The organism is Streptomyces spiralis (assembly GCF_014654675.1).
Taxonomy (GTDB): domain Bacteria; phylum Actinomycetota; class Actinomycetes; order Streptomycetales; family Streptomycetaceae; genus Streptomyces; species Streptomyces spiralis.
The window spans coordinates 34,569-52,149 of sequence record NZ_BNBC01000014.1 but is presented as its reverse complement, the minus strand read 5'-3'; the positions used below and the strand labels follow the sequence as shown (position 1 = coordinate 52,149).

13 protein-coding genes are annotated in these 17,581 nt (G+C 73.1%); 7 read left to right on the top strand and 6 right to left on the bottom strand.

Annotated elements, in window-relative coordinates:
- Positions 1 to 42: 42 nt before the first annotated feature.
- From IE318_RS16510 to IE318_RS46320, 5 genes are all read right to left on the bottom strand, one after another.
- On the bottom strand, positions 43 to 3,141 hold the full coding sequence (locus IE318_RS16510) for an FAD-binding and (Fe-S)-binding domain-containing protein (protein WP_189901054.1): 3,099 nt from the start codon (positions 3,139 to 3,141) through the stop codon (positions 43 to 45).
- Positions 3,142 to 3,508: 367 nt separating this feature from the next.
- Entirely contained in the window at positions 3,509 to 4,567 is a 1,059-nt protein-coding gene (locus tag IE318_RS16505; RefSeq protein ID WP_189901052.1) for a cytochrome c oxidase assembly protein, read from the bottom strand.
- 172 nt (positions 4,568 to 4,739) lie between these two features.
- Positions 4,740 to 5,432, bottom strand: coding sequence for a TetR/AcrR family transcriptional regulator (locus IE318_RS16500; RefSeq protein ID WP_189901050.1), 693 nt, complete (start codon positions 5,430 to 5,432; stop codon positions 4,740 to 4,742).
- A 97-nt stretch (positions 5,433 to 5,529) separates the two neighbouring features.
- Positions 5,530 to 7,341 (bottom strand): ATP-binding SpoIIE family protein phosphatase, encoded by a 1,812-nt coding sequence (locus tag IE318_RS16495; RefSeq protein WP_308438577.1) that lies wholly within the window; start codon positions 7,339 to 7,341, stop codon positions 5,530 to 5,532.
- An 11-nt stretch (positions 7,342 to 7,352) separates the two neighbouring features.
- Positions 7,353 to 7,892 carry a PAS domain-containing protein gene (locus IE318_RS46320; protein ID WP_308438576.1) on the bottom strand — a complete coding sequence of 180 codons (540 nt, stop codon included), beginning with the start codon at positions 7,890 to 7,892 and terminating at the stop codon, positions 7,353 to 7,355.
- 173 nt (positions 7,893 to 8,065) lie between these two features.
- Between IE318_RS46320 and IE318_RS16490 the strand changes: the two genes are divergently transcribed.
- Positions 8,066 to 8,530: a MarR family winged helix-turn-helix transcriptional regulator gene (locus tag IE318_RS16490; RefSeq protein WP_229903549.1), complete on the top strand. Its 465-nt coding sequence runs from the start codon at positions 8,066 to 8,068 to the stop codon at positions 8,528 to 8,530.
- A gap of 96 nt (positions 8,531 to 8,626) precedes the next feature.
- Positions 8,627 to 10,348, top strand: a complete 1,722-nt coding sequence (locus IE318_RS16485; RefSeq protein WP_189901046.1) for an MFS transporter — start codon at positions 8,627 to 8,629, stop codon at positions 10,346 to 10,348.
- Between the two features lie 51 nt (positions 10,349 to 10,399).
- On the opposite strand, the gene IE318_RS16480 is transcribed toward IE318_RS16485, so the two are convergent.
- Entirely contained in the window at positions 10,400 to 11,638 is a 1,239-nt protein-coding gene (locus IE318_RS16480; protein ID WP_373311203.1) for a L,D-transpeptidase, read from the bottom strand.
- A gap of 268 nt (positions 11,639 to 11,906) precedes the next feature.
- Here IE318_RS16480 and IE318_RS16475 point away from each other — a divergent pair, with 268 nt between their 5' ends.
- The 5 genes from IE318_RS16475 to IE318_RS16455 all read left to right on the top strand — a co-directional run bounded on the left by IE318_RS16475 (position 11,907) and on the right by IE318_RS16455 (position 17,579).
- On the top strand, positions 11,907 to 13,091 hold the full coding sequence (locus tag IE318_RS16475; RefSeq protein WP_373311193.1) for a lipid II:glycine glycyltransferase FemX: 1,185 nt from the start codon (positions 11,907 to 11,909) through the stop codon (positions 13,089 to 13,091).
- Positions 13,088 to 14,746 carry a murein biosynthesis integral membrane protein MurJ gene (gene murJ, locus IE318_RS16470; protein WP_189901044.1) on the top strand — a complete coding sequence of 553 codons (1,659 nt, stop codon included), beginning with the start codon at positions 13,088 to 13,090 and terminating at the stop codon, positions 14,744 to 14,746. The genes IE318_RS16475 and murJ overlap by 4 nt, the downstream gene beginning before the upstream one ends.
- 158 nt (positions 14,747 to 14,904) lie before the next feature.
- Positions 14,905 to 15,585 carry a response regulator gene (locus tag IE318_RS16465; protein ID WP_189901041.1) on the top strand — a complete coding sequence of 227 codons (681 nt, stop codon included), beginning with the start codon at positions 14,905 to 14,907 and terminating at the stop codon, positions 15,583 to 15,585.
- Positions 15,586 to 15,591: 6 nt separating this feature from the next.
- Positions 15,592 to 17,067: a sensor histidine kinase gene (locus IE318_RS16460; protein WP_189901039.1), complete on the top strand. Its 1,476-nt coding sequence runs from the start codon at positions 15,592 to 15,594 to the stop codon at positions 17,065 to 17,067.
- Complete coding sequence (locus tag IE318_RS16455; protein WP_189901037.1) at positions 17,064 to 17,579, top strand: hypothetical protein; 516 nt, start codon at positions 17,064 to 17,066, stop codon at positions 17,577 to 17,579. Before IE318_RS16460 ends, IE318_RS16455 begins: the two co-directional genes overlap by 4 nt.
- The last annotated feature ends 2 nt before the right edge of the window (positions 17,580 to 17,581 follow it).

The window sequence follows — 17,581 nt, the reverse complement described above, 5'->3', positions numbered from 1 at the left end:
AACCTTTCGGGGGGTTCGGGGGTTGCTTTCGGCAGGCCGCCGTCACGGCGGGAGCAGGCGCCGCAGGGCTCGTCGTCCCGTGGCGGTCGTGGCCGCCGCCGTGAGCGCGGCGGCGCCTGCCGCGCCCACGGTGACCGCCCACCGGGCCGCGCCGGAGGGCGTGGCGGGCCGGACGGCCAGGCGCTCGGGCTGCTCACTGGGCAGGTTCCCGTCGAGGCCGAGCGCAAGCACCTCGGCCAGGTGCAGGGCCCGGCGGCCGGTGCGGCCCTGTTCGATCTGGGTGCGGCAGCTGAATCCGTCGGCGAGGACCAGGCTGTCGGGGGCCGCGCCGCGGACGGCGGGCAGCACGCCCTGTTCCGCGACGGCCATGGAGACCTCGTGGTGGCCGCGTTCGAAGCCGAAGTTGCCGGCCAAACCGCAGCAGCCCTCGTCCAGGACGTCGGCGTCGAGATGGGCGCGGCGCATCAGTTCCCGGTCGGCGTCGAACTTCATGATCGCGTGCTGGTGGCAGTGCGTCTGCACGGTCGCCTGCCGGGCGAGCCGCGGCGGCCGCCAGCCGTCGGGCGCGTGGTGCACCAGCTGCTCGGCGAACGTGCGCATCTGCCCGGCCAGGCGCTTGACGTCCTGGTCGGCGGGCATCAACTCGGGCGCGTCGGCGCGGAACACGGCGGTGCAGGACGGTTCCAGGCCGATGACCGGGGTGCCCGCGTCCAGGTAGGGGCGCAGCACGTCGAGCGTGCGCCGCAGGACCTTCTCGGCGGTGGTCAGCTGCCCGGTGGAGATCCACGTCAGGCCGCAGCACACCGGCTCGGTGGGTACGGCGACGTCGAAGCCCGCGTCCTCGAGCACCCGGACGGCCGAGATCGCGATCGACGGGTGGAAGTAGGTGCTGAAGGTGTCCGGCCACAGCACCACGGTCCGCGGCCCGGCCGGGTCGGGCTCCGGCGTCCCGCGCTCCCGCCACCACTGGAGGAACGACTGCCGGGCGAACACCGGTGCCGGCCGCTGACCGGTCACGCCCGCCAGCGCCTTGCCCGCCCGGGCCAGCACCGGCGCCTGGAGCAGCGTGTTGACCAGGGACGGGGAGAGCCGGGAGAGCCGGGCCCACACCGGCAGCCAGCCCAGGGAGTAGTGGGCGGCCGGGCGCAGCCGGCCCGCGTAGTGGTGGGAGAGGAACTCGGCCTTGTACGTGGCCATGTCGACGTTCACCGGGCAGTCCGACTTGCAGCCCTTGCAGGCCAGGCAGAGGTCGAGGGCGTCCTTCACCGCGCTGGAGCGCCAGCCGTCGGTGATCGTGGAGTCCGCGTGGCCGCCGAGCATCTCGAACAGCAGCCGGGCCCGGCCCCGGGTGGAGTGCTCCTCCTCCAGCGTGGCCCGGTAGGAGGGGCACATCACGCCGCCCTCGTGGCCGCGGCAGTTGCCGATGCCGACGCAGCGCATCACCGCGCGGGTAAAGGAGTGCTCGTCCTCCGGGTAGCCGAAGTGCGTCTCGGGTGTGGCCGGCCGCCAGGAGGCGCCCAGGCGCAGCTGCCCGTCGACCGGGTTCGGGTCGACGACCTTGCCGGGGTTCATCCGGTTGTCCGGGTCGAACAGCCTCTTCAGCTCGCCGAACGCGGTCACCAGCCGCTCGCCGAACATCCGGGTCAGCAGCTCGCCCCGGGACTGGCCGTCGCCGTGCTCGCCGGACAGGGAGCCGCCGTAGGAGGACACCAGGTCGGCTGCGCGCTCGACGAAGCGCCGGAAGTCGGCGACGCCCTCGGCGGTCTTCAGTCCGAAGGGGATACGGGTGTGGACGCAGCCCTGCCCGAAGTGCCCGTACAGCGAGGGCTCGTCGTAGCCGAACTCCCCGAACAGCTTCTTCAGGTCGCGCAGATAGTCGCCGAGCCGTTCGGGCGGGACGGCGGAGTCCTCCCAGCCCTCCCAGGTCTCCCGGTCGTCCGGTGGCCGCGCGGTCACCCCGAGGCCGGCCTCGCGGGCCTTGAGCATCTTGTCCTCGCGGGCGGGGTTGTCGGAGAAGGCCACGGTGGGGTCGTTCTCGCCGCGGCCGATGGCGCGCAGCAGTGCGCGGGCCTGCTCGTCGACGTCCTCCTGGCTGTCGCCGCTGTACTGCACGAGCAGCCAGCTGTCGCCCTCGGGCAGGACGTCGAGGGAGTCCAGGTGGGCGCCCTCCTCGCGCATCAGTTGCGCCATCCGCCCGTCCAGCGCCTCCAGTTGGCTGGGCGAGCAGTGATCCAGCAGCCGGGAGACGTCGTCGGCGGCCCGGCAGATGTCGTCGTAGCCGAGTACCAGCAGCGACTGGTACGGCGGCACCGGCACCAGATCGAGTTCGGCCCGCAGGACGGTCACCAGGGTGCCCTCGCTGCCGACCAGGGCGCGGGCGACGTCGAAGCCGTTCTCCGGGAGCAGCGAGTCGAGGTTGTAACCGGAGACCCGGCGCGGGATCTTCGGGTAGCCGCGCCGGATGTCGGCCAGGTACTCGGTGGCGATGCGGTCGAGACCGGCGTAGATCTCGGCCCTGCGCCCGCCCTCGGCGGCGATCGTGGCCCGCTCGGCCTCGGAGGTCGGCCCGACCCACATGCGCAGCCCGTCGTAGGTGAGGACCTCGAGCCGGCGGACGTTGTCGACCGTCTTGCCGTAGGCCTGTGCGGAGGCGCCGCAGGAGTTGTTGCCGATCATTCCGCCCAGCGTGCACTGCCGGTGGGTGGAGGGCTTCGGCCCGAACTGCAGGCGGTGGTCGGAGAGCCGGTTGTTGAGCTCGTCGAGGACGATGCCGGGCTCCACGACGCAGGTGCGGGTGTCGGGGTCGACGGAGATCAGGCCGTGGCAGTACTTGGTCCAGTCGATCACCACGGCGGTGTTGGTGGACTGGCCGGCCAGGCTGGTGCCGCCGCCGCGCGACAGCACCGGGGCCCCGAACCGGGCGCACACCTCGACCACCTCTGCGCCCGCCTCCACGCTGCGCGGCACGACCACGCCGAGGGGCACCTGACGGTAGTTGGAGCCGTCCGTGACGTACGCGCCTCTGCTCCCGGCGTCGAACCGGACCTCGGCGTCCACCGCCGCCGCGCGCAGCGCGGCCTCCAGCCCGGCCACGTCCACCGTGTCCGCCGACGGGGCGTCGAGGGGAGATGTGCGACTCATCAGGGGCGACCGCCTTCCTGGAGCGTGCGGGACCCTGTCCGGGTACCCGCCCTTGCAGTGTGCAAGGGCGGTTTTCGCCGCGCGCGTCGTAGGGCGTTCGTGTGGGCCGGGCCGATGGGGCGCGGCCGGGCAAGGGGTCGGTCGTGGCCGGACGAGAGGGAAGAGGCGGTGGCCCTGCGAGGGCTGAACGCGGCGGAACGCGGCTGCGCCGGGCGGTCGGACTGCTCGCCTCTCCGGCCGGGTCCGGTTCTCCTGTTCGTCCGCGAGGGCTCACCCGATCGAGTGAGCGCCGCCCTGTCGGGCGGGGCGGATCAGTGCGGGCGGATCAGGTCGGGCGGATCAGGTCGGGCGTCTCAGGTCGGGCGTCTCAGTGCTGGCGGCGGATCCTGGCGGCGACGTCGTTCTGCTCGGTCTCCCACCAGGGGCGTACGCGCTCGGGAGTGGCCGTGGCAGCGGAACCGCGGTCCTCGGCCTGGTCGTCGGCCGGCGGGGCGGCACGGAGGAGTTCCCTGTCGAGACGGCGGTCGAGGGCGGCGTTCTGGACCCGCTCGGCGCGGGCCCACTGGGCCAGGATCGACAGCAGGAAGGGCAGCGCGACCAGTTCGGCGATGCTCAGCATGGCGCCGCCGCCGATCTGCTGGTCGTGACGGACGTCGGGCGACCAGGCGGGCGCGTGGTGCAGGTACCACGCGCCCGCGATGAGGGTGCCATGGGTCATCACGACGACACCCGGCACCGCGTCGACGATCCCGTCCAGGAACACCAGCGCGGCCCGCACCGGATGCGTGCACCAGGAGGGCAGCGCCTGCTCGTGGGTGAGCACGGGGACGACGAAGAGGCAGCCGGCCGCGAGCAGGTGCAGGTACATCAGCTCGTGCAGCCAGCCGACGCGCAGTGCGGTGGCGAAGTACGGCGTGAAGTAGACGACCAGCTCGGTGGTGAGCACCAGAGCGGTACTGACCAGCGGAAAGGTGAGTACGCGCACCACCCGGCCGGTGACCGCGCGCCGGACGCGTGCCGCCCGGGCGTCGGGCAGCGCCTCGACGGCCAGCCGCAGGGGATCGCCCAGGGCCAGACCGAGCGGCGCGAGGAGATCGAGCAGGATGTTCTGCACCGCGGCCGGCCAGAACAGGACGTGGTCGTACACGGCCAGCGCCGACATCGTGGCCACCACCAGCGCACCGAGACCGAGCAGCACGAAGGCCGCGACACGGGCGGCCGGCCAGGTGCCGCCCTGCCGGCGCACCCGCAGCACACCCCAGCCGTACAGCCCGCCCAGCACGATCACCAGGACCAGCGCCGGCACGTCCGGCTGCCACGAGGACAGCACACGGCCTACGGTCGGCTCCGCCGGGCCCCCGGCCGTCTGCACGCCCCGGACGGCCGCAACGGACAGATCGGTCACCGCGTCGGCGATCATGCGCATCGTTCTCCTTCGCCCCAGAGGGGACGAGTCGGCACAGTTCCTCAGCGGGACGGTATCCCCCGCGGGCGCACGGCCCGCGTCGGGGGTGGCCGCCGAGGCGCCGCGCCCGGGGGTGCGGTTCCGCCGATCAGCGAGCAGCCGGCTCGTTCCTCCGGCGCGCCTGGTCGGGTTCTCAGTGCCCGGCGCCGGTCCCGCCCTCCACGAGCCGTCGCAGCGACGGCAGCAGCGCGTCGAGGTCCTGTCCGGTCCGGAAGGCGACGACCGTGGTGCCGCCGGCACCGCCGTCCTCGTGTCCGGAGGGTGCCGGGAAGAGGGCGAGCACCTCGCTCATCGCCTCGTCCACCTCCCTCACCGGGTCCGGGGACTCGCCCCGCAGCCACCGGCGCAGCACATGGTTGTGGGCGGCGACCACGGCCGCCGCCATGATCTCGGCCCGCAGGGACGCCGACTCCGTGGGGTCGCCCATCCAGTCCGCGATGAACTCGCGGAACAGCCGCTGGTAGCGGGCCACGCTGGCGATCTCGCGGTCGCGCAGGGCGGAGACCTTGCTGGTCAGGGCGTATCGCCGGCGTGCGAGTTCGCCCTCGTCGACGTAGTGGAGCAGCACCAGGCGGACCGCGTCCGACACGGCGACCAGGGCGGTGCTGTGACTGGAGGTCGCGAGCCGGTCCCGGATCAGTTCGAGGAGCCGGTCGTGGTCGGGGAAGATGACCGCTTCCTTGGACCGGTAGTGCCGGAAGAACGTCGTACGTCCCACGCCGGCCCGGTCGGCGATGTCGTCGACGGTGGTCTGCTCGTATCCGCGCTCGTCGAAGAGGGCGAAGGCGGCGTCGGCGAGTCGGATCCGCGCGGGTGGCTTGCTCATGGGCGGTCATCCTTCCCTGTCCCGGCCCTTGGCGATCACTCGCCCCGCGTATGGTACTGAATACCGTGGCCCGGATATTCAGTACCGGACATGCCGGTCACATGAGCGCCTCGAAGTCGACCGCGGGCGGCGCCAGGGCCTGCTCGGACCAGATGGTCTTGCCGGCGCGACCGTAGCGGCTGCCCCAGCGGAGGCTGAGCTGGGCGACGAGGAACAGCCCGCGTCCCCCCTCGTCGGTCCAGCGGGCCCGGCGCAGCCGGGGCTGGGTGCTGCTGGGGTCGGTGACCTCGCAGACCAGTACGTCGCCGCGGATGAGCCACAGGCCGATCGGGCCCCCCGCGTGACGGACCGCGTTGGTGACCAGTTCGCTGACGATCAGCTCGGTGGTGAAGACCAGCTCGTCCAGCCCCCAGTCGGTGAGCTGCCGGGCGACGGCCTCACGGGCCGCGGACACGACGGCCGGGGTCGCGGTGAACTCCCAGCTCGCCGTGGACTCCTCCGGCAGCGCACGGGTACGGGCCAGCAGCAGGGCGATGTCGTCGCACTGCCGGCCGTCTCCGAGGCCGGCCAGCAACGCGCGGCCCACGTCGGCCAGGGACCGGTCGGACCCGTACGAGGCCGCGAGGCTCTCGGTCAGCCACCGCAGTCCGCTCTCGACGTCGGCGGCGTCCCGCTCGATCAGGCCCTTGCTGTACAGGGCGAGCACGCTGCCGGGCTCCAGGTCGACGGTGGCCGTCTCGAACGGCATGCCGCCCACGCCCAGCGGCGGCCCCGGCGAGACGTCGACCACCTTGACGGTGCCGTCGGGCCGGACCACCACCGGGGACGGGTGACCGGCGCTCGCCAGTTGGCACAGGCAGCTGATCGGGTCGTAGACGGCGTACAGACAGGTGGAGTCGACGTGGCTCTGCGCGTCCGACTCACCGGCCAGTTGCCGCACGCCGTCGTCGAGGTGGGTGAGGAGTTCGGTGGGATCGAGTTCGAGGTCGGCGAGCGTGCGGACCGCGGTGCGCAGCCGGCCCATGGTGGCGGTGGCGTACAGGCCGTGGCCGGAGACGTCGCCGACGGCGAGGGCGACCCGGAAGGAGGGCAGGGGGATCACGTCGTACCAGTCGCCGCTGATGCCGGATCCGCCACCGGCCGGCCGGTACAGGCCGGCCGTCTCCACCGCCGGGCTGTCGGTCGTGGGCCGGGGAAGCAGGCGCTGCTGCAGGGCGAGCACGGACCGGCGCTCGCGCAGGTAGCGGCGGGCGTTGTCGACGTTCAGCGCGGAGCGGGAGGCGATCTCGGTGAGCATGTCCACGTCCTGCTCGTCGAACGCGTCCGGCTGCTCGGTGCGCCACACCGCGACGGTGCCGAGGACCAGGCCGCGCGCGAACAGCGGAGCCCACAGGGCCGAGTGCCCGCCGTCCGGCACGAAGTGCCTGAGCTGCGCGGGGTCGTCGAACAGCGTGGCCACGGTCGCCGGGTCGAAGACGGCGGCCCGGCCGTGCTGGAGCTCCCGCAGTTCGGCCGTCGCCAGCAGCGAGGGAAGCGCCTGGCCCGGCTGGAGCAGGACGTCGGGATAGGGGCCGGCGGCGGAGGCCACGGCGGCCCGCCGCAGGTGCAGGTCTCCTCCGCCGTGGATCCTCGGGGGCTCGTCGCCGTGCAGCACGGCCTCGGCGAGCGAGACGGCCGACAGGTCCCCGAGGGCGGGAACGAGGACGTCCGCCAGGTCCTGCGCGGCACGTCTGGGGTCGAGGGAGCCGCCGATCCGGGCGGCCGCCCGTTGCAGCAGATCGAGTTCGCGGCGGGCGCGTTGCTGCATGAGGGTGTCCACGTACAGCACGAGGACGCCTTCCGGGACGCCCGCGGCGTCCTCCAGACGAAAGGCCCAGAGCGACACCCGCTGCGCCGGGCCGCCGTGCACCGATCGCAGGCTCAGGGCCCCCCGGTCAAGGGCGAGCCCGTCCGCAGGACGCGGCGCAGCACGGCCTCGCCGGTTTCCGCGTCCTCCGGCGAGAGCACGTCCCGCAGCCGGCCGCCCGGAGGAAGGGTGGCGCCGCCCAGCAGGCCGGGGGTGAGGTTGCTCCGAACGAGGGTCAGGTCCCGGTCGTGCAGGGCCATCCCGAGGTGCTCCTGGGCGAGCAGGGCGCGCAGGGTGCTCGCGCCCTGACCCCAGTCGTCCGTCGACCGGGTGGGCGCCAGGAGCACCACGGACGGGCCCGCAGGGTGGAGGTCGAGCACCCGGAACGTGACGTCGACCGGACCGCCGGCGCGATGCCGCAGCCGCGCCCGGCCCCGCGCCGGAAGGCCCTCGTCGTCCGCGCCCGGGCGCGCCTCGGCGAACAGGGCCCGAAACGGCCGTCCGCAGGCGTCTTCCGCGGTCCACCCCAGCAGGTCGCACGCCTCCTGGGACCAGCGCAGCACGGTGCCGTGCCCGTCGAGCACGGCCGTCGCGATGCCGGCGAAGGAGAACACCTGCTTACGGTACGTCGACAACGGCCCTGCGCGCTGTCCACGACAGGCCCGCGCCACTCGCTGACGGAGTGTCATGCACGGCCGTCCAGCCCGTCCGCGCGCCTCCTCGCGGTGGGGACCGGAAGCCGGGGAAAGTGTTTGCTGCATCGTACACGCTTATGCATAATGAGCTTATGCATAAGCGGGTTATGGATCCCGGTCCTGTTCCTCCGGACGCGTCCGCCGAGGACCTGATGATCGCCGTGGAGCAGCTGGTCCGGTACGTGCGCCACAGCGCGACGGCCGGCGGGCTGAGCACCGCGGCCTCGTCCGCGCTGGGCCGGCTGGGCCGCGAAGGGCCGCAGCGGCTGACCGAGCTGGCCCGGGCGGAGAACGTCTCACAGCCCAACATGACCCAGCTCGTCACCCGCTTGGAGCGTGCCGGGCTGGTACGGCGCACCGCCGACCGCACCGACGGCCGGGGGGTGCTGGTGGAGGCCACCGACACCGGCCTGGAGGTGTTCCGGCAGCGGCGGGCCGAGCGCGCCCATGCCCTGCAACAGCTCGTCGAGGAGCTGTCCGAACCCGAGCAGCAGGCGGTGATGACCGCGCTCCCCGCGCTGGCCCGCGCGGTCCAGGACCACCGGTCGCGTTCCTGAGCGCACCCGCGCACCCGCTCACCCACCGGCCCCTCACCCACTGCCCCCCCCCCACACCACTGTCCTCGTCGTCACATGACTGGAGTAGAAGCGGCAATGAGTGCACCGCACGGAAAGACCGCCGGCCCGTTCAGGCAACCGAAGGCCGTCTGGGCCGTGGCGTTCGCCTGCGTGATCTCGTTCATGGGCATCGGTCTGGTCGACCCGATCCTGCCCGCCCTCGCGGAGAGCCTGCACGCCTCTCCCAGCCAGGTCTCCCTGCTGTTCAGCAGCTACCTGATCGTCACCGCGGTCGCGATGCTGTTCGTCGGCTGGTTCTCCAGCCGGTTCGGCGCCAAGCGCACCCTTGTCATAGGCCTGGCCGTCATCGTCGTCTTCGCCGCCCTGGCGGGCTCCACCGACTCCATCAACGGCATCGTCGGCTTCCGCGCCGGCTGGGGCCTGGGCAACGCCCTGTTCATCGCCACCTCCCTGGCCGTGATCGTCGCCTCCGCCAGCGGCGGCTTCGGCGGCGCGATCATCCTCTACGAGACCGCCCTCGGCCTGGGGATCGCCGTCGGCCCGCTGCTCGGCGGCGAACTGGGCGCCATCAGCTGGCGCGGCCCGTTCTTCGGTGTCGCCGTGCTCATGGCCGTCGCCCTGGTCGCGACCCTCGCCTTCGTGCCCTCCCTGCCCAAGCCGAAGCGCCCCACCTCCCCCATCGCCCCGCTCAAGGCGCTGCGCCACCGCGGCCTGCTGACCATGGGCATCATGGCCCTGCTCTACAACTGGGGCTTCTTCACCATGCTCGGCTACGCCCCCTACCCCATGAAGCTGAGCGCCCATGAACTCGGGCTCGTCTTCACCGGCTGGGGCCTGCTGGTGGCCGCCTTCAGCGTCTTCTTCGCCCCTCGGCTGCAGGCCCGGTACGGCACCGCCCCGGTCCTGTACGCCAACCTCCTCGGCCTCGGCATCGTGATGGCGGTCATCGCCGCCGGTGTCGCCACCCCCACGACCGTCATCGTCGCGGTCATCGTCAGCGGCGCCTTCATCGGCATCAACAACACGCTCACCACCCAGGCCGTCATGCTCGTCTCCCCCGTCGAGCGCCCGGTGGCCTCCTCCGCCTACGGCTTCCTGCGCTTCATCGGCGGCGGCCTGGCCCCCTACGTCGCCGGCAAGCTCGCCGACGCCACCGACCTCAGCGTCCCCTTCTACCTGGGTGCGGCCACCTTCCTCCTCGCCATCCCGGTCCTCGCCAGCGGCCACCGGCTGCTGCGCCAGGCCGAGGCGCAGCCCGAGGAGAGCGAGCCGGTGACGCCGTCGTTCACCGCGATCGGCACACCGGTCGCCGGTGGCGTGCCTCCGGTCGTCGTCGCCGTCGGCGCCCACCACAAGGCCGCTGCCATCGTCGACGCGGCAGCCCGCCTGGCCCGTGAGACCGGCAGCCCGCTGGAGGTCGTCCACGTCCAGCAGACGGCCGTGGTCGAGGAGCAGGCCGCCGACACCGAGACCGCCGACCAGGCCCTGGCCGCCGTCACCGCCCATCTGGACCGGCTCGCCGCCCACGGCGTCGCAGCGACCGGCCAGATCCTCACCAGCGTCGGCGACCATGCCGCCGCCGGCCGGGCCCTTGCCCGGCACGCCGATCAGCTGGGTGCCCGCGCCATCGCGGTCGGACGCTCACCGCGCGGCCCTCTCGCCCAGTTCGCCGACGGCAGCCTCACCACCGCCCTGACCCACTCCGCCCACTGCACCGTCGTCCTCGTCGACGCCGACCACCTGCCCCGGCAGCTGACCCCGGCCGCCCTGGCGGAGCTGCGCGGCAGCGCCGCCTGAACCATCCGCCTTCGGCCGTCTCGACGACGCGCGCCCGTCCGGCGCCGGGCCTCAGCGCAGGGCGCTGCGGGCGCGCCAGTCGTCCCAGCCGACGTTCCAGTCGCCCAGGCCGTTGTTCACGGCCACGGTGCCCTTGGTCTCCGCCCCGGTGACCTCGAACGGGTCGCCGATGTGGGCGTTTTCGTAGAGCCACCGGGCGTCGGCGTCGCTCATGCCGATGCAGCCGTGGCTCCTGTTGGCCCGGCCGAAGTAGGCGGCGTTCCAAGGTGCGGCGTGGGCGTACGTACCGGACCAGGTCAGGCGCATCGCGTAGTCGACGTCCTGGTCGTAGGCCTTGCCCAGGCCCACGGTCTCTGAGTTCATCCGGATCGTGCCCTCCTTCGCCATCACCACCTCCGTGCCGCGCCAGGAGCCCGTCTCGGGGCCGGGGGTGCCGCCGGAGACCGGGACGGTCCGTACCGCCCGGCCGTCGCGTTGCACGGTGAGCCGCTTGCGGTCGAGGTCGACCTTGAAGATCTGCTGTGAGCCGATGGTGAAGCGCAGGTGGTAGTCGCGGACGAACCAGCCGCCGTCCGTGCCGGAGTCGGTGCCGTTGAGCTGGGCGTCCAGGGTCACCCGGGTGCCGGGCCGCCAGTATTCCCTGGGCCGCCAGTCCACCCGGTCCTTGCCCGACCAGTCCTTCATCCAGCCCCACGAGCCCTCGGTGTGGTTCGAGGTGGTGACCTTGAGCTGCCGCTCCACCGCCGCCTTGTCGTGGACGGGGCGGTCGAAGACCAGGGAGATCGGCTGGGCCACTCCCACCGTGGTGGCGTCGCCCGGCCGCCAGTCGACCTTGTTGACGAGGCCGGCCGCTTCCGTCGTGAACGACGCGTCCGCGTCGCCCGTCGTCCCCTCCTCCGTGCGCGTCTGCGCCTTCACCGTGTAGGCGGTGCCGGGCGCGGCGTTGCGGTCGGAGGTCCAGGTCCGGCCGTCGCGCGACAGGCCGCCGGCGAGGTGGCCGCCCCGTGCGTCGGTGACGGTGACCGAGGTGAGGGTGCCGTCCTGCGCGGTGACGGTGACCGGCTCACCGGGCTTCGCCCGCGTGCCGTGGGGTGTCACGGTGACCGTGACCGGGCGGCCGTCGGCGTGTCCGCCGCCCTCTTTCGCGACCGCCCCGGCCGTGGACGGGTGCCCGCCGGAGCAGGCGGAGAGCGCCGCGGTCAGCAGCGCGGTGTTCAGCAGCGCCACGGCCGCCGCGCCGGTGGTGCTGCGTATCCGCGCGGAGCCGGGACGTATGCCTCGGACACGTATCTCGCTCAACGAATGCCTCCGTGAAAGGGAGTGGAAGAGGGGTGAAGGAAGAGGAAGTCCACGGCGGGACGCCGGTGACTCTAGGCGGCGAAAACCCGCTGGATGGGGCTGCCTCGGCTGTGTGACGGCCGTTGCAGAGGAACGGTCATCGTCCGGTCACATTCGGCGCGCGGCGCGGTCACGGACGCCTGTGAATCTTCGGGACACCCCGTGCCGCACAGGCCGGTTCCCGTATCCCCACCACCACGACGGCATTCGAGGAGGCGCAGTGTCCGCGCTGCTCACGACGGCAGGCTGTGACCGGAAGGACATGCGGCTGGAGCCCGTCTCCGCCGAGGCGTACCGGGCCTTCCTCGCCTCGCGCACCGGCTCCGCCCTGAACCCCGGCTTTCTCCAGTGCCCGTCCTGGGCCGAGGTCAAGGGCGGCTGGCACGCCCGGCTGCTCGGCTGGGGGCCGCGGACCGGACCCGGGGCCGGGGAGCTGAGCGGTGTGGCGCTGGTGCTGCTGCGTCAGTTCCCCGGCACCCGCAAGTACTTCGCGTATCTGCCCGAGGGCCCGGTCGCCGACTGGAGCGACCCGGACCTCGACGGCTGGCTCGGGCCGCTGCTGCGCCATCTGCGCGGTGCGGGCGCGTTCGCCGTGCGCATCGGGCCCTCGCCCGCCTACCGCCGGTGGGACGCGGCCACGCTCAAGACGGCGACCGGACCCGGGCGGCGGGTGACCGACGTGCTCGCCAGCGAGGTCGATCCGCTGGGCGCCGCCGTGGCCGAACGGCTGCGGGCCCGCGGCTGGCGGCGCTGCGGCGGCGACGAGGGCGACGGCGACGCGCAGCCCCGCTACGTCTTCCAGGTGCCGCTGGCCGGCCGCGACACCGACGACCTGTGGTCCGGGCTCAACCAGGAGTGGCGGCGCAACATACGCCGGGCACAGCGGTCGGGCGTGGAGGTGACGGAGGGCGGCGCCGCCGAACTGCCCGACTTCTACCGGCTGTTGTGTGTCACGGAGGCACGCGACGGATTCCGTCTCGGCCGCTCCCTGGCGTACTACGAGCGCCAGTACGCGGCACTCAACGCCGAGGAGCCGGGCCGTATGCGGCTCTACCTGGCCCGCCACCAGGGCGAGATCCTGGCCGCGCACACCATGATCACGGTGGGGCGCCGCGTCTGGTACCAGACCGGGGCCTCCGCCGACCACCGGCGGGAGGTACGGCCCTCCAACGCCCTGCAGTGGCGCATGATGCTCGACGCCCACGCCCGGGGTGCGGAGGTCTACGACATGCGGGGCGTGCCCGCCTCGCTCGACCCCGGCGACCGCCCGTTCGGGCTGCTGCGCTGGAAGCTCGGCACCGGTGGCCAGGTCGTGGAGACGCTGGGCGAGTGGGAGACGCCGCTCGACGGCACCGCCAACCACACGCTGTACCGCGCCTTCCAGATGTACCTGGCCCGCCGATGAGCACCGTCACGGCGCCCGGGCGGCGCACGCACCGCCGCCCCGACTCGACGCTGCGCAGCGGTGCGCTCATGGCCTCGGGATCCCTCGTCTCCCGCGCCACCGGCTTCGTACGCTCCGCGGTGGTCGCCGCCGCGCTGGGCGTGGGTCCGGCCGCCGACGGCTACGCGGTCGGCAACACCGTTCCCACCATCGTCTACACGCTGCTCCTCGGCGGCGCGCTCAACGCCGTGTTCGTCCCCGAACTCGTCAAGGCCGCGGGCGAGCACGAGGACGGCGGGGCCGCGTACACCGACCGTCTGCTCACGCTCTGCACGGCCGTGCTGCTGCTCCTCACGGCCGCGGCGGTGTGGGCCGCGCCCGCGATCGTGGCGGCGTACACCGACTACGGCGGGGCGCAGGCCGCGACGACGGTCGTCTTCGCCCGCTGCTGCCTGCCGCAGATCTTCTTCCTCGGCCTGTTCACCCTGCTGGGGCAGGTGCTGAACGCCCGGAGCCGGTTCGGCGCCATGATGTGGGCGCCGGTGCTCAACAACGTCGTCGTCATCGCCGCCTTCGGCCTCTACCTGGTGACGGCCGGCACCGGCGGGACGCTCACCTCCGGTGAGACGGAGCTGCTCGGCTGGGGCACCACGGCCGGCATCGTCGCCCAGACGCTGGCGCTGCTGCCGTCCCTGCGCGCGGCGCGCCTGCGCTGGCGGCCGAGGTTCGACTGGCGGGGCAGCGGCCTGTCCCGGCCGCTGCGCTCGGCCGGCTGGCTGATGCTGCTGGTGTTCACCAACCAGGTCGCCTACTGGGTGGTGACCCGTCTGGCGACCACCGCGGGAGAGCGCGCCGCGGCCGAGGGGATCGACGGCGGGGCGGGATTCAGCGCGTACGGCAACGCGTACCTGCTGTGGGCCGTGCCGCACGGCATCGTGACCGTCTCCCTGGTCACCGCGCTGATGCCGCGGATGAGCCGGTCGGCGGCGGGTGGCGACACGGCGGCCCTGCGGCGGGACGTCTCCTCCGCCCTGCGCCACAGCGCCGCCGCCGTCGTGCCCGCCGCGTGCGTGCTCGCCGCGGTCGCCGGGCCGGTCATGGCGGTCGCCTTCCAGTACGGCAGGACCGGCGCGGACGACATCGCGGTCATGGCCGGCGCCTTGACGGCGTTCGCGCCGGGACTCGTCGCCTTCTCCGGGCAGTACGTCCTCGCGCGCGCCTTCTACGCCCTCTCCGACACCCGTACGCCCTTCCTGCTGAACCTGGTCATCGCGGGACTCAACGCGGGGCTGTCCACGGTCGCCTGCATGGTGCTGCCGGCGCGCTGGGCGGTCACCGGCATGGCGGGGGCGTACTCGGTGGCGCTGTTCGCGGGGTGGGCGGTCACCGGGTACGTACTCGACCGAAGGCTCGCGGCACCGGCGGAGGCGCGGCGCTCGCTGTGGCGCTCGCGCGCCGTGACCGCACAGGTGCGGCTGTCGGTGGCCGCGGTCCCGGCCGTCCTGCTCGGTCACCTCGTGGCCGGACGGGCGGCCGCCTTCGGCCCGCTCGCGGCGGTGGCCGCCGGCACCGCGGTGATCCTGACGGTCTTCGCACTGCTGGCCCGCCCCCTGCGGCTGGCCGAGCTGGAGGCGGGTCTCGGGGCGGTGCTGCGCAGACTGCGCCGCCGAAGGTGACGCCACGTCCTGGCGACCGCCTCACGCCACCTTCTGTGTGCGCCTCCTTCCGTCCGTCTTCCCCTGCCCTTTTCTGCGATTTTTTGCCCTATTCCGCCGCATTCCTTCGCCTTCTGACCGAGGGAATTCGTCAGTCGACCGAATGGAATAATCTGCCCATGCCTCGTGTCCTGCTGATCGAAGACGATCCCTCCGTCCGGGAGGGGATCGGTCTCGGCCTGCGCCGCCGCGGGCACGAGGTGCGCACCACCCCCACCGGGGAGGCCGGGCTCGCGGCCATCGGGGAGTTCCGGCCGGACCTGCTGCTCCTCGACCTCATGCTCCCCGGCATGAACGGGGTGCAGGTCTGCCGGCAGGTGCGCGAGGCCGGTCAGCTGCCGATCATCATGCTCACCGCACGCGGCGACGACTTCGACGTCGTGATCGGCCTGGAGGCCGGCGCCGACGACTACATCGTCAAGCCCGCCCGCACGGAGGTCATCGAGGCCCGCATCCGGGCCGTGCTGCGCCGCATCGAGGAGCCGGCCGGACGCGCCGCCGTGGAGTTCCAGGGCGACCTCGCGATCGACCGTGCCGGGCTGAACGTCGCCAAGGCCGGGGAACGCATGGCGCTGGCGCCCAGCGAGCTCAAGCTGCTGCTGTACCTCTCGGCCGCGCCCGAGCAGGTCTTCAGCCGCCAGCAGTTGCTCGAACAGGTCTGGGAGCACAGCTACCACGGCGACGCGCGCCTGGTCGACGCGTGCGTGCGGCGGCTGCGCAACAAGATCGAGGACCAGCCCGGCAGCCCTCGGTACATCCAGACGGTGCGGGGCTTCGGCTACCGCTTCGGACCCCTGTGACGCGAGATGAGCCGCCGGAAAGCCCGTATCGGGCTGCGTACCCGACTGGTGCTCGCGTTTCTGCTGGTGGCCGCCATCAGCGCCGCGACCACCGCGACCCTGGCCTACCGTGCGGCGCGCACGGCGATCCTTAAGCAGGCCCAGGACACCGCCGTCTCCTCCCTCCGCGACCGGGTCCAGAGGCTGGGCACGTCCCTGCCCGTCGAAACCCAGAGCCTCCGGGAGCAGTTGCTTGCGATCGCCCGGCAGGGCAAGCCCCGGACCTGGGTGGTGTTCGCCGAGTACGGATCGGTCCGGGTCTCCTCCGGCACGAGCCCCGTCTCCACCGTGATCACCCCCGCACTGCGCGAGGCCGCGCTCGCCAACCCCCACGGCGCCTTCCAGCGGGTCGACAAGGGCGGCACCCCGTATCTGACCGTCGCCATGCCGACCGTCTTCCGGGCCGGGAAGACGGCGCGGCCCACCGGGCTGGTGGTGTACGCCGTGATGCCGCTGAACGAGGAGGAGATCCAGGTCCGGGCCATGGTCACCGCGGCCCGCGACGGGGCGTTCCCGGGGCTCGCGGCGGCACTCGTCCCGGCGCTGCTGGCCGCCCGCAGCGTGCTGCGCCCGGTCCGCGACCTGCGCAAGGCCGCACGGAACATGGGCAGCGGCCGGCTCGACACCAGGATCCCGGTCAAGGGCAGCGACGAACTCGCGGACCTGGCCCGCACCTTCAACGAGTCGGCGGTCGAGCTGGAGCGGACCGTCGGCGAACTGCGCGCGGCCGAGGCGCGCGCCCGGCGCTTCGCCTCCGACGTCTCCCACGAACTGCGCACCCCGCTCGCCGGGATGCTCGCCGTCACCGAGGTCCTGGACGAGGACGCCGCGCGTCTCGCCCCCGACACCGCAGCGGCCGTACGGCTGATCAGCGCCGAGACAGGCAAGCTGGCCGTCCTCGTCGAGGACCTGATGGAGATCTCGCGCTTCGACGCCCGGGCCGCCGAGCTGAACGCCGACGAGGTGGACGTCGCCCAGGCCATCCGCAAGACCCTGACGAGCCGTCACTGGACCGATCCCGCTCAGGTCGTCACCGACCTGCCCGAAGGCATCCGGGCACGGCTAGACCCCAGGCGCTTCGACGTCGTCGTCGCCAACCTCGTCGGCAACGCGCTCCGGCATGGCAGCGCGCCCGTCACGGTGCGGCTGCGCACCGAGACATGCGGGAACGGGCCGACCGGGGACCATGGTGCGGTCCGGGTCGTCACGGAGGTCGAAGACAGCGGCCCGGGGATCCCCGCGGATGCGCTGCCGCACATCTTCGAGCGCTTCTACAAGGCGGACGCAGCCCGTACCCGCTCGGCGGGCAGCGGTCTCGGCCTCGCCATCACCTTGGAGAACGTGCGGCTGCACGGCGGCACGGTCCGGGCCGCGAACGGCCCGGCGGGCGGCGCCGTGTTCACCGTGACCATACCCCTGACGGGCGAGGAGGCGACGGAGTGAAGTATCCGTGCACTGCCGTGGGCCGGGCCGTCGCGGCCTGCGCGACGGCGGCCACCCTGCTCACCGGCTGCGGAGTGCAGAAGACCGGTGTCATCGAGGTCGGTGGGCCCGCCACTGTCATGGCCGCCGACCCCAAGGGGCAGTACCTCCTCTTCTTCCTCTCGACCGAAGAGCGCTTGACGCCGGTGGTCCGGTTCCAGGAGGACTACGGTCTTCCTGGCCATACCGAACCGGTGGACGCCCCGACGGACATCACGGCGCTGTTCGCCGGTCCGCTGGCGGACGAGCGCGCGGCCGGGCTCCGCACGGAGCTGCCGAAGTTGAACGGCCCGGTGGGGGTGTCGACCAGCCCCGGCAAGGTGCAGATCGTCCTCCCGCTCGCGGTGCGGCCGCTCGGCAAGCCGGCGGTGCGTCAGCTGGTGTGTACGGCCGCGTTCGCGCAGGACGGCGACGGCACCGCGGAAGTGACCCTCCAGGGAGAGGACGGCGCGCTGCCGCCCGCCCGCTGCTGAGT

What these genes read in the sequence shown, in the direction of transcription:
- IE318_RS16485 (WP_189901046.1), top strand. Translation starts at nt 8,627, where the DNA reads ATGAGTGCACCGCACGGAAAGACCGCCGGCCCGTTCAGGCAACCGAAG.
- murJ (WP_189901044.1), top strand. Translation starts at nt 13,088, where the DNA reads ATGAGCACCGTCACGGCGCCCGGGCGGCGCACGCACCGCCGCCCCGAC.
- IE318_RS16500 (WP_189901050.1), bottom strand. Translation starts at nt 5,432, where the DNA reads ATGAGCAAGCCACCCGCGCGGATCCGACTCGCCGACGCCGCCTTCGCC.
- IE318_RS16510 (WP_189901054.1), bottom strand. Translation starts at nt 3,141, where the DNA reads ATGAGTCGCACATCTCCCCTCGACGCCCCGTCGGCGGACACGGTGGAC.
- IE318_RS16465 (WP_189901041.1), top strand. Translation starts at nt 14,905, where the DNA reads ATGCCTCGTGTCCTGCTGATCGAAGACGATCCCTCCGTCCGGGAGGGG.
- IE318_RS16490 (WP_229903549.1), top strand. Translation starts at nt 8,066, where the DNA reads ATGCATAAGCGGGTTATGGATCCCGGTCCTGTTCCTCCGGACGCGTCC.
- IE318_RS16505 (WP_189901052.1), bottom strand. Translation starts at nt 4,567, where the DNA reads ATGCGCATGATCGCCGACGCGGTGACCGATCTGTCCGTTGCGGCCGTC.
- IE318_RS16460 (WP_189901039.1), top strand. Translation starts at nt 15,592, where the DNA reads ATGAGCCGCCGGAAAGCCCGTATCGGGCTGCGTACCCGACTGGTGCTC.